Source organism: Bradyrhizobium sp. (genome assembly GCF_004799405.1).
Classification (GTDB): domain Bacteria; phylum Pseudomonadota; class Alphaproteobacteria; order Rhizobiales; family Xanthobacteraceae; genus Bradyrhizobium.
In genome coordinates this window covers 1-11,462 of record NZ_SSMW01000123.1, presented here as the reverse complement: position 1 = coordinate 11,462, position 11,462 = coordinate 1, and the positions used below count along the sequence as shown (strand labels likewise).

Genomic DNA, 11,462 nt, shown 5'->3' with positions numbered 1-11,462 from the left:
CGAACGAGAACACCAATGGCCTGCTGAGACAGTACTTTCCAAAGGGCACTGACTTATCGGTTCACTCGCAAGCCCATCTGAACAAAGTGGCTCGTCAGCTAAACGAGCGACCACGTGAGACCTTGCAATTTGAAACCCCAGCAGAGAGATTTAACGCCTGTGTTGCGTCGACCGGTTGAGCCGGCAGGGGTAAAGCGGACATTCGATCCGACCCGGCGCATGTCTTGCTAATGACCCAACTCGGACATTAGCCCTAGCCGCCTAGCGCTGCGTTATGATTTGATACCCTTGGGCGGTTTTCCGGTCAGGGGGCTCATTTGAGCGGCAATCGGGTCGAGCCTGCGGGCGTCGGAATGACGCCGGCGTGACGAACACAAACCGAGAAGAATAGGTCATGACGACGGAAGAGCAAGACGAACGCCGCAAGGCTGCAGTTCAAGCGTTCGAACAACGGGAAGCTGAGGCCGCGCGTGCCAAGGCGGATCGGGACGCTGCCGAGAAGAACAGGGCCGTAGCACTTGCGCAAGAAAATGCGAAATGGAAAGCGCAAACTCAGGTCATCCGCCTTGGCGTAATGGCCTCAAGCAATGGCTTTTCGCGGCAGGGATCAAGATTCCTGATCGCGCCACGGCCCAGAGAAGGCGCAAGTTTCGTCACTTACGACATCCAAGAAAGCGGAGCACCGACGAACGTCGCGGCCAGTGTGACCTTTTATATGAGGGAAGGCTGGGTGCGCCCGAACACCGATGCGTGTGAGTGCACCTTACCGGCTGTCCCGCTTGATAATGTCAGCGAGGCTTGGGCAACGAGTGTCGCAGATGAAGTCATGTTCGCTGTGTTGCGTGAGGCGTCGGGCTAGGTCAGACCGCACGTGCGTCAAATCCGGTTGGCCAGTAGATCGGGTGCCCACCCCTAAGGGAGACGATCCACGCTCCCTTTGCCGCCTAAATCCCTAGCCGCCGATGCTCATCTCGAAGACGGGGGCGCTATGCGAATCGAACACCGTACGGCAATGTTTGTTCACCATCGGACTTCTGGTCGATTGGTTTTCAACCACAAGGCTATAGAGGCGCTTGGCCTTGGTCCTGCCGAACTAGCTCTGCGCGGGTACCCGCTCGATAGCGACGATTCTCATCCGGCTGGACCTATTGAGACGTCGCCTTCTCGCTTAGCTTAATGATGTGCGGCACGCGGCGCGTAGGAAGCCGCCCCGTCACTTGGGCCCTCGTGGTCCGCTGGAATCCGGCTGGCCGGGATATTTGTGCCCCGGCGCTCTCCTCTACGACCGCCCATCTTCGTCGCTGGCTAGCGCAGGGGATCAACTCACCCGCCCGAGACAGAGGTATGCAAGTTTCGACTTTTGCAACAGTATCCCCCAACGGCAGACATGCGGTGACTGCACCGGCATGTCGGTTTTGTGCCAATAGAGCCCGAACGCACGGAGCCGCATTGCCCGGCTATATCGCACATCGGAAAGCAGGGCCCTTTCGCGAACCTGCCATCCATGCATAATCTCCGAGCTAAAGATCAATAAATCACAAGGGGGAAGCCGTGAGCGAAGTCGATGGCGCTACGCTGATCGCGAGAAGCCTCAAGCAGCAGGGTATCGATCACCTGTTCGGGGTCGTCGGGTTTCCGGTCACCGCGATCGCCGCCGCGGCGCAAAAGGAAGGCGTCGCCTATCTCGGGGTGCGCAATGAGCAGAGCGCGGCCTACGCGGCAGCGGCCTACGGATATCTCACCGGCCGCCCCGGTGCCTGCCTCACTGTGACCGGCCCAGGTGTGGTGCACGGTCTGGCGGGTCTCGCCAATGCTCAGCAGAATTGCTGGCCCATGATCCTGATCGGCGGCGCCTCGGAGACTTACCGCGGCGGCATGGGCGCGTTTCAGGAGGAGCGACAGGTTCTGATCGCCTCGCCGTTCTGCAAGTTCGCGCACGGCATCGAAAGCGTGCACCGCATCCCATATTACGTCGAGATGGCAACCCGGCAGGCGACCTATGGCCGCCCCGGCGCCACCTATCTGGACATGCCCGACGACATCATCCGGGGCAAATGCGACCTCGAAAAGGTCGTCGAGGTTGAGCGCGTCGGCGAACCGCCGCGCATGGTGGCGCCGACGGAAAACGTCGAGGCGACGCTGAACCTGCTCGAAAAGGCCGAGCGGCCGCTCGTTATCCTCGGCAAGGGCATGGCGTGGTCGCGTGCCGAGGACGAGGTCCGCGCCTTCCTCGAGCGCACGCAGGTACCGTTCGTGCGCTCGCCGATGGGCAAGGGCGTAATGCCGGACGACCATCCGCTGTCGGCAGGCGCAGCGCGCACGCTGGCGCTGCAGCAGGCCGACGTGGTCTTCTTGATGGGCGCGCGGTTCAACTGGATCTTTCATTTCGGCCTGCCACCGCGCTACGCGAAGGGCGTCAAGATCATACAGCTCGACATCGCACCGGAGGAGATCGGCCACAACAAGCCCACGGAAGTGGCGCTGGTGGGCGACGGCAAGGCCATCGTCAGCCAGCTCAACAAGGCGCTCGACAAGCGTCAGTGGTTCCATGCCAAGGACTCAGCCTGGCGGCAGGCGATTGCCAAGAAGACGGCCGATAATGCGGCGCAAATCCGGCCGCAGATCGATGACGATGCTGCGCCGGCCGGCTACTACCGCGCGTTGCGCGATGTCGCCGCCTGGATGCCGCGGAACGCGATTCTGAGCGCCGAGGGCGCCGGCACCATGGATATCGGGCTGACGCAATTGCCGAGCTTCAACGCCCGGTCCTGCCTCAATGCCGGCACCTACGGCACGATGGGCGTTGGCCTCGGCCAGGCCATCGCCGCCTGCGTGGCACATCCTGACCGGCCGGTCGTCCACCTTTCGGGCGACTCGGCGATCGGCTTTTCCGGCATGGAGATGGAGACGCTGGTCCGCTACAACCTCCCGGCCAAGATCGTCGTGCTGAACAATGGCGGCATCGGCCCCGGCATGCCTCAGATCCCGGAAAACCCGATGTTCAATCTCAAGCCCAACGCGCTGATTTATGGTGCGCGCTATGACCGGGTGATGGAAGCTTTCGGCGGCAAGGGATTCTTCGTGCAGGACCCGAAGGATATTCGCGGCGCCCTTGACGAGGCGATGAAGTTCAGCGGTCCTGCGCTGGTCAATGTCGTGATCTCGCAGGGATCGGGCCGGAAGGCGCAGGACTTCGCCTGGCATAGCTGAGATATCAAGGCGTCGCAGCGGCGATTGCCCGCAGCGCCATATTGGGAGGATCGCCATGCAGGAACAGGTAAGGCAGCCAGACACCGCGACTGCAACGCAGCCGGCGCTCAGGGGAATCAAAGTGCTCGACCTCACCCAATTCGAGGCGGGACCGTCCTGCACCGAGGCGCTGGCCTGGTTCGGGGCTGACGTCGTCAAGGTGGAGGAACCCAATCGCGGCGAGCCGGGACGCTGGGGATTGAGCGATCGCGCCGACGCCGATTCCACCTATTTCATCTACTACAATCTCAACAAGCGCAGCGTGACCTGCAACCTCAAGAGCGAGGAAGGCAAGGCGCTGCTGAGGCGGATGATCGCCAAGGCCGATGTGCTGATTGAGAACATGGCGCCGGGCACCTTCGCGCGGCTGGGCTTCGATTATCCGAAGCTGAGCGCGCTCAATCCGCGATTGATCTTCGCCCAGGTCAAGGGTTTTGCGCCGGAAAGCGAGCACGCCAACTATCTCGCCTTCGACATGATCGCCCAGGCGATGGGCGGCACCATGGGAGTGAACGGCTTTCCCGACCAGCCGGCGGTTCGGCCGGGCTCGACTGTCGGCGACACCGGCACCGGCATGCTCTGCGCCATGGGCATCCTCGCCGCGCTCTACCAGCGCATGACGACCGGCCGCGGCCAGCACATCCAGATCGCGATGCGCGATGCGATGCTGAACTATTGCCGCACGCCGATGAGCCGCCAGGCCGCCCGCAAGGATCAGCTGCCACGCGGCGGCAACGGGGTGTTCGGCACCGCGCCCGGCGGACTCTATAAATGCGCGCCGGGCGGGCTCGACGATCTGTGCTACATCTTTGCCTCGCGCGGCAACGCGGAGCATTGGCTCCGCCTGGTGAAAGCGATCGGCCGCGAGGACCTGCTCAACGATCCGCGCATGAAAGACGGCATCACCCGTTTCGAGAACCGTGACGCCGTGGATGCGGCCATCACCGAATGGACGTCGAAGCGCACCAAACAGGAAGTGACCCGGATCATCGCCGGCGCCGGCGTTCCCTGCGGCGCCCTGATGACCACGCTCGAACTCATGCACGACCCTGACCTGCACAAGCGCGGGATCATGCAGACGATCGAGCATCCTGTGCGCGGACCGGTGATCGTTGCGGGCTGGCCGCTGCGGATGTCGGACACCAAGGTCCCGTTGAAATGCGCTCCGATTCTCGGCGCGGATTGCGAGGCGATCTATGGCGAATGGCTCGGCTGCTCGCCGGACGAGGTCAGGGACATGCGGCAAGGTAAGGTGATCTAAGGATCGCAATCCTTTGCGACGGCCTGACAACGTCGGCCGCAGGCTCCTCGCGTGCTTCGGTCGGGTGCGTGACAATACCGCCCCCACCGCAAGACTAGTTGTGTTGCACTGGGCAAATTGCCACACTCGCACTTAGAAAAGCCGGCCGAGGCAGACCACGACGAACCGGGCCGCCTTCGCCAAAGGGACGGAAATGCCACCGCACGCCTGAACGCAGGCGGGAGGAGCGGAACGATGGCCGTCACGACCATGATCGACAGCCCGGCCGTGGCCACCGGCGCCACGCCTCGTGCGCGGCGGCGTGGCACATTTGGCGCCGACAAACTCTGGGCGTTGGCCTTTGTCACCCCCTATGTCGCGATATTCATAGCCTTCGTCATCTACCCGGTCGGCTATGGGCTGTGGCTGGGCAGCGATCCGGCCAGCTATCGCGCGCTGTTCGGTGATCCGGTCTATCCGCGCACGGTGGTGAACACCCTGCTCTATCTGCTGTTCGGCGTGAACCTGAAATTGTTGTTGGCGCTGCTGCTATCGGGCTTTTTCATGCGCAAGGGCTGGTGGACCAAGTTCCTGCTGCTGGTCTTCATGCTGCCCTGGGCGATGCCGGCGCTGTCCAGCTATCTGTCCATCAACTGGATGCTGAACGGGCAATGGGGGCTGATCAACAATTTGATCTGGCAGGTGGCGCAGGTGGATGGGCCGCCCTGGCTCGACAGTCCGGGCTTCGCGTTGGGTTCGGTCATCTATGGCCATATCTGGAAATGGCTGCCCTTCTGGACCCTGATCTTCCTCGCCGGGCGCATGGCCGTTCCGGTCGAACTATATGAGGCCGCGGATGTCGATGGCGCCAGCCGGATCCAGAAATTCAACCATGTGACCCTGCCGCTGATGGCGGGGATGTACCTGGTCTGCACCATGCTCTCGACCATCTGGGCGCTGGGTGATTTCAACGCCGTACGCTTCATCTCCGGCGGCGGGCCGGCGCTGTCGACGCATGTGCTCGCGACCCTGGGCATCCGCAACGCATTCGAACTGGGCGATCCCAAGCTGGGGATGGCGACGGTGCTGACGGCGCTGCCCTTGTTGATCCCGCTGGTGATCCTGCTGATGCGCCAGTTGCGGCGCAGCGAGGTCACGATATGACCGCACAACGCCGCCGCCGCGCGATCGACAGCATTGGCGTATCGTTGCTATCGGCAGTGCTGCTGCTTTGGAGTTTGCTGCCGATCTACAACATCATCCGCGTCTCCGTGCAGGAAAAGGAGGAAGTGCTCAGCACCTCCGTCTACCCGATCGCGCCCAGCCCGCATGCCTTTAGCGTCGTGTTCCACCAGGCCTTCTGGCTGCTGGAGACATTCTGGAACCAGATGGGCAACAGTTTCTTCATCGGTGTCGGTGTCGCGTTGTTGACCCTGACCATCGGGTCCCTGACAAGTTTCACCATCAGCCGGATGCGCATTCGCAGCGGCTGGATGCTGACCAACGCAGCGCTGCTGACCTATGTGATCCCGATGTCGTTCCTGGCCATCCCTTTCTACGGCATCATGGGCAAATATGGCCTGACCAACAATCCGCTCGCACTGATCGCGGTTGAAGTGACCTTCGCCACGCCCTATGCGATTTTCATTTTCCAGCAATACGGCGCCTCGATCCCGCTCGAACTGGATGAGGCGGCGCGCATCGATGGTGCCTCGCCGCTGCAGATTTTCCTCCGCATCTATCTGCCGCTGATGGCGCCCGCCCTGGTGGCGGTCGGCACCTATGCGCTGCTGCTGTCATGGAACGAATATCTGTATGCGTTCCTGCTGCTATCGGGCGGCAAGGTCGTCACCGTGCCGGTGGCGCTCGGCAAATTCCTGGTGGGGGACGAGGCACCCTGGAATTATCTGATGGCGGCGGCAATCATCTACGCCATTCCGCCCTTGCTTATCTACTACGGTTTCCGCCGCAAGATGAGCGGCGGCCTGACCATGGGCGGGGTAAAGGGTTGAACGCAACACCAACGGCGTCGGGAGAGAAACAAGATGAAGCTCATTTCACGGCGGCAGGTATTGGGCGGCGTGGGTGCCGCCATCACGGCGGGCACCGGCCTGATGCCTCGCCGCGCCAGGGCGGCCGGGGAACTCACAGTCTGGTGGACCCAGGGTTTCTACAAGGCCGAAAACGATGCCGTGATAGCCTGGATGGCGGACTGGGAAAAGCGCAACAACACCAAGGTCAATTTGACCATCATGAACGGGCCGGATGTGATCACCAAATTGATCGCCGGCATGCAGGTGGGCGACGTGCCGGATGTGGTGCACACCGTCACCGGCGACCGCTTCCTGGTGCCGCGCGCGGCCTGGAACGATCAGTTGGAGGATGTCTCCGACGTCGTGGAATCTCAGAAGACCGAGTTTTTGGAGACCGCGCTGAACAGTGCGCGCCTTCATAACGCCAAGCAAAAGAAAAGCTCGTATTACGCCGTGCCGACCAAAGCCTCTTCGTTGCTGAATGAGGTCTGGCTCCCGTTGCTGGAGGAAGCCGGCTTTGCCGCGACCGATATGCCGGGCACGCACGACAGGTTCTACGATTTTTTCCAGATCGTGCAGGACAAGCTGCGCGCCAAGGGCAAGCGTATCTTCGGCCTCGGCTATTCGATGGCGACAAAGGAGGCGGATTCCGGCAATCTGTTTCACCAATTCCTGGTTGCCTATGGCGGCGTCGGCATCGTCACGCCGGATGGCAAACTGAATATCGACGATCCCACCGTGCGCCAGGCGGCGACCACGACGTTGGAGCGGCTGACGACGCCATTCAAGAAAGGCTATGTGCCGCCAGGAGCGATCAACTGGGGTGATGTCGACAACAACAACGCTTTCTTCGCCCGACAGATCGTGATGACGCCCAACGCCACCATCTCCATTGCCGCGGCGCAGATGGACAAGCCCGATCTTTACTACAAGGAGATCATCACCCGCGGCGTCCCCATGGACAATGACGGCAAGCCGGTGGCGAGCGTGCTGGCGATTTCCCCCACCATCATCCCCAAGGGATCGAAGAACGTGGACGCCGCCAAGGCATTGCTGCGCGACTTCATCCAGCCGGCGAACATGAACGCCTATCTGAAGGAAACCCGCGCTCGCTATTTGCCGGTGATGGCCTCCATCGTGAAGAACGATCCGTACTGGACCGACCCGAAGGACCCGCACCGGCCGGTTGCGGTGGATATGGGGCTGATCAAGCCGACGGTGCCGTGGTGGATGTCCTACAACCCGGCCTATTCGGCCGTGCTGTCCGAGCAGATCTGGGCGCAGGCGGAAGCCAATATCACGCAAAGCAACATGACCGCGGAACAGGCCACCGAGGAAGCGGCCAAACGGATCAAGCAGCTGTTCGAGCAGTATCAGAAATGACGACCCGGTGGCGCGCGGTCAGGGTACGCCCTGTCCGCGCCGGTTGTTGCGTCGCGGCGCGGGCGATCAGGCACGACATCATAAAGGTGACGACAGATATGCCTAAGCGCTATCCCATTTCCTCTCTCAATGTGACATCATAGAGCTTGCGTAGTCTGTCCTCTGGCGAACCGGATGGAAGAGATTCTCGAGCAGGGAGTCATTGCGATGTCGCTTTCCGAAGCCGCGAATGACCAGGGTGCGTCAGCGCGCGCTCTCTACGAAAAACTTGAGGATCGCGTCCTTGCTCGCGATCAAGTCGGTGCGAGTGAATGCTACTACGATCTGGTGCGTGACGGTCGGCCGCTCCCCGAGATGTTACGCGAGGCTGTGCGCATCCATGGGCCCTACACACACGTTCCCTACCACGAGCGGATCGACAACGGCTTCGTCAACTTTGTCAACAACGACCATTGCCTTTTGAGTGCCCGTGCCACGTTGCACCTGTCGAAGTGGCTGCCTGCAGAGATGGCCGGACTACCGATGGCGCAGACCATTTGGTACATTCCGACCGGTCTCGACATCTGGAACCAAAAGATCAACAAGGCACCCGGCCACTACGCCCGTGGCATGGCACCCCAGAAAAGCGCACCGCCGAAGCCCGTCGTGCACTGGCCGGACCAGGAGCCAGAGCGTCTCGACGGGCCGTTGCGCGACCGCCTCGACCAATGGATGACGCTGGTGCATCGCGGCCGCGTGCTCGAAGCTTATCGCGTCTTTCTCGGACTCATGCAGAACAAGCCGGAGCGCAAAGCGGTACTCGCCGAGCTGGTGTTCGCCGGCCTTATCGATTTGCAGGACCGTGCCTTCCTCAACCGTTCCTATACCACCGGCCACAAGTCCTATCGGGCGCGCGCCACGGTCGAGCTGGGAACGGTCATCGGCTGGGACGACGCGCATGCGGTGCTCTATGCCGGGGCGCTGGATATCGCCGTCGGTCCGCGCTGGTATTCGACCTACGAGATGGCGTGCAACTGCGTTACCCACTACCTCGAGCAGCAGAAAATCTCGGCAGTCCCCTACGCGGGCACCACGGCCAGGGAATTGGCATTGCTTGCAAATTCCGAGCCGCTGACCGCGACCGAGGCGGAGGCATTCCTCGAAGTCGTGTTGCGTCAGCACGAGCCGGCCTATCTTGAGCAGTTGAGCCGGCTGCTGCTCGCGGGCAAAGGGCCGCGGCAAATCCTCGACGTTTTGCAGATCGGCGCCGCACAGGTGTTGCTCGAGACGCAGGACAGCCTCAACTTCTCCATTTCGCAACACTGCTACGAATACTGCAACACGCTCGGCTGGTTCTACGATTCCTTCGAGCATCCGCAACGCCTGAAGCTGCTGTACTCGGCCGCCTCATTCCTCAACCGCAACGCCTGGCATCAGAAGAATATTGGCGATGGAAGGGCCTATGTGGCTGAGCTTCCCGCCGGCGCCGAGCGAATGAGCGAGCTGCAATTACTGGAGCGCACCTTGGCTGCCATCGTCGCACTCGATGGACCCCAGGCCGTCGCTTGGACCAAGGCGTATCTCGCGAGCAGCGGCGACCGCCAAACGTTAGTGCAACAGTTGGCGCTGACCGCCTGCCGCCTCGGTAACGACCCGCACAATCAGGAGATCGCTCAGTGCCTACTTGAGGACTACGCGAAGAACCGCAGTTTCGACCGCGACCGCTTGCTGCTTGCGTGCGTACAGCATACCGCCGTGCACAGGAAGTACGGCGATTTTCTTGAATGCGGTCGCCGCTACGGGCGGGCCATGGACGTTGACGCGCTGGCCTGACGAACGTCCGCCCGCGCTGACGCGAAACCAACGCATGACACGGTAGGGATGCGGCGGGAAGCGATGTCGGTTTCCGGTCAGACTCGGAAGAACTCGACCTAAGTTAAACACATCCGCTGGCAGGTGTATTTATTCCACGGAAAGCGGTCGCCAGAGTTCCAAATCATCAAGGAGGGACAGCAATGACAAGTTCAACCGTGATCCGCAACCTGGAATCAGAAACAATCCTTCGGATTTCCTGGCGTCTGTTGCCATTCCTGATTGCGGCCTATCTGGTCAACTACATCGACCGCGTGAATGTTGGCTTCGCCGCGCTGCAAATGAATAAGGCGGTCGGCATTGATCCCAAGACGTATGGCCTCGGCGCAGGCATCTTCTTTCTCGGCTATTTCCTTCTCGAAGTGCCGAGCAACCTGGCTCTGCAGCGGTTTGGCGCGCGTACCTGGATCGCCCGCATCATGATCACGTGGGGCGTCGTCTCTGCTGCGTTCGCACTAATTGGCGGACCGACTTCGTTCCTGGTGTTACGATTCTTGCTTGGCGCTGCCGAAGCTGGCTTCTTCCCCGGCGTGATCCTTTACATCACTTATTGGTATCCCGTGCATTATCGGGCGATCATCGTAGGCATCTTTATGGTGGCCCTGCCGGTGGCAGGCCTGATTGGCTCACCGATTTCGGGTGCTATCCTCTATATGGACGGCATCCTCGGGCTCGGCGGCTGGCAGTGGATTTTCATTCTCGAAGCCGTGCCGGCGGTGCTGCTCGGAATCGCGACCTTCTTTTATTTGACCGACGGACCAGAGCATGCCTTGTGGTTGACGCCGGAGCAGCGCCAATGGCTGATGGCCACGCTGGAGATTGAACGCAAGCGCGCGCCTCGTATTTCTCACGACTCGGTCTGGCGTGTGATGTCCAACAAATACGTGCTGATCATGGCGCTGGTTTATGCGGGCGCCGCCGGAGCTTCGACTTCACTCGCCTTGTTCGTGCCACAGCTGGTCAAGTCGTTCGGACTAACGAACTGGCAGACCGGCCTCGTCACCGCTGTGCCTTTTGGTATTTCTGCTGTGTGGATGGTGTTATGGGGCCGCAGCTCTGATCGTAGCGGAGAACGGGTGTGGCACAATGCGCTGCCGCTCGCGTGGATGGTTGCCGCCATGATAGCCACGTTCTTCGCGATTGGCAGCCTTTGGATGATGATTCCGCTACTTACTCTGATCGCAGCTGGTACGTATGCCAGCAAGGGGCCGTTCTGGGCACTGTCGTCGGAATGGCTTGGTGCAACGTCGGCCGCAGCCGGGCTGGCGCAAATCAATGCACTGGGAAATCTTTCCGGGTTCGTCTTCAACTACCTGGTCGGCTGGATCCAGGCTGAGACCGGCAGCTTCCCGCTAGCCATGATGCCGATCGCCGCTACAGCCATGGTTGGCGCGATCTGCGTGTTAGCCATTGGTCGCCGCCAACCGCGCACCGTACCGGCGGTGCAGTGAAGGCCAAAGACTGTATCGCCTTTCGCTGGATACGGGGGGCCGACGAGGCCGCCAAAGTGATAAAGCCGGACGAACAGCGCCATGCGGACGCTGCGGCGGCCGGCCGCCACATACCCTACCTAATGGACTGGATCCAGCACGACCACCGGATCTCGCGCTCGGTCTTGAGCTGATAGTCGGCGTAGGGCGGCCAAAATTCGAGCGCCTTTTTCCAAAGTCGGAGGCGTTCCTCCCCCGCCGTTGTCCTGGCCCGCG

At 61.3% G+C, this 11,462-nt stretch carries 9 protein-coding genes and 1 pseudogene; 9 read left to right on the top strand and 1 reads right to left on the bottom strand.

The window, feature by feature from the left end; translation table 11 throughout:
• From E7813_RS19545 to E7813_RS19505, 9 genes and pseudogenes are all read left to right on the top strand, one after another.
• Window positions 1–179: pseudogene (locus E7813_RS19545) on the top strand (IS30 family transposase); the annotation flags it as partial.
• A 215-nt stretch (window positions 180–394) separates the two neighbouring features.
• Entirely contained in the window at window positions 395–859 is a 465-nt protein-coding gene (locus E7813_RS19540; protein ID WP_291576692.1) for a hypothetical protein, read from the top strand.
• Between the two features lie 692 nt (window positions 860–1,551).
• Window positions 1,552–3,210 (top strand): thiamine pyrophosphate-binding protein, encoded by a 1,659-nt coding sequence (locus E7813_RS19535; RefSeq protein ID WP_291576691.1) that lies wholly within the window; start codon window positions 1,552–1,554, stop codon window positions 3,208–3,210.
• Between the two features lie 55 nt (window positions 3,211–3,265).
• Window positions 3,266–4,510 carry a CoA transferase gene (locus E7813_RS19530; protein WP_291576690.1) on the top strand — a complete coding sequence of 415 codons (1,245 nt, stop codon included), beginning with the start codon at window positions 3,266–3,268 and terminating at the stop codon, window positions 4,508–4,510.
• A gap of 234 nt (window positions 4,511–4,744) precedes the next feature.
• Window positions 4,745–5,653, top strand: a complete 909-nt coding sequence (locus E7813_RS19525) for a sugar ABC transporter permease (protein WP_291576689.1) — start codon at window positions 4,745–4,747, stop codon at window positions 5,651–5,653.
• Entirely contained in the window at window positions 5,650–6,501 is an 852-nt protein-coding gene (locus tag E7813_RS19520) for a carbohydrate ABC transporter permease (protein WP_291576687.1), read from the top strand. The genes E7813_RS19525 and E7813_RS19520 overlap by 4 nt, the downstream gene beginning before the upstream one ends.
• A 33-nt stretch (window positions 6,502–6,534) precedes the next feature.
• Window positions 6,535–7,905, top strand: a complete 1,371-nt coding sequence (locus E7813_RS19515; RefSeq protein ID WP_291576685.1) for an ABC transporter substrate-binding protein — start codon at window positions 6,535–6,537, stop codon at window positions 7,903–7,905.
• 174 nt (window positions 7,906–8,079) lie between these two features.
• Complete coding sequence (locus E7813_RS19510; RefSeq protein ID WP_291576684.1) at window positions 8,080–9,717, top strand: hypothetical protein; 1,638 nt, start codon at window positions 8,080–8,082, stop codon at window positions 9,715–9,717.
• 182 nt (window positions 9,718–9,899) lie between these two features.
• Window positions 9,900–11,207: an MFS transporter gene (locus E7813_RS19505; RefSeq protein WP_291576683.1), complete on the top strand. Its 1,308-nt coding sequence runs from the start codon at window positions 9,900–9,902 to the stop codon at window positions 11,205–11,207.
• Window positions 11,208–11,322: 115 nt separating this feature from the next.
• On the opposite strand, the gene E7813_RS26210 is transcribed toward E7813_RS19505, so the two are convergent.
• The coding region (locus tag E7813_RS26210; RefSeq protein ID WP_363331192.1) for a nitroreductase/quinone reductase family protein at window positions 11,323–11,462 on the bottom strand (140 nt) is incomplete at its 5' end.

What these genes read in the sequence shown, in the direction of transcription:
- E7813_RS19525 (WP_291576689.1), top strand. Translation starts at nt 4,745, where the DNA reads ATGGCCGTCACGACCATGATCGACAGCCCGGCCGTGGCCACCGGCGCC.
- E7813_RS19515 (WP_291576685.1), top strand. Translation starts at nt 6,535, where the DNA reads ATGAAGCTCATTTCACGGCGGCAGGTATTGGGCGGCGTGGGTGCCGCC.
- E7813_RS19530 (WP_291576690.1), top strand. Translation starts at nt 3,266, where the DNA reads ATGCAGGAACAGGTAAGGCAGCCAGACACCGCGACTGCAACGCAGCCG.
- E7813_RS19520 (WP_291576687.1), top strand. Translation starts at nt 5,650, where the DNA reads ATGACCGCACAACGCCGCCGCCGCGCGATCGACAGCATTGGCGTATCG.
- E7813_RS19540 (WP_291576692.1), top strand. Translation starts at nt 395, where the DNA reads ATGACGACGGAAGAGCAAGACGAACGCCGCAAGGCTGCAGTTCAAGCG.
- E7813_RS19505 (WP_291576683.1), top strand. Translation starts at nt 9,900, where the DNA reads ATGACAAGTTCAACCGTGATCCGCAACCTGGAATCAGAAACAATCCTT.
- E7813_RS19510 (WP_291576684.1), top strand. Translation starts at nt 8,080, where the DNA reads ATGGAAGAGATTCTCGAGCAGGGAGTCATTGCGATGTCGCTTTCCGAA.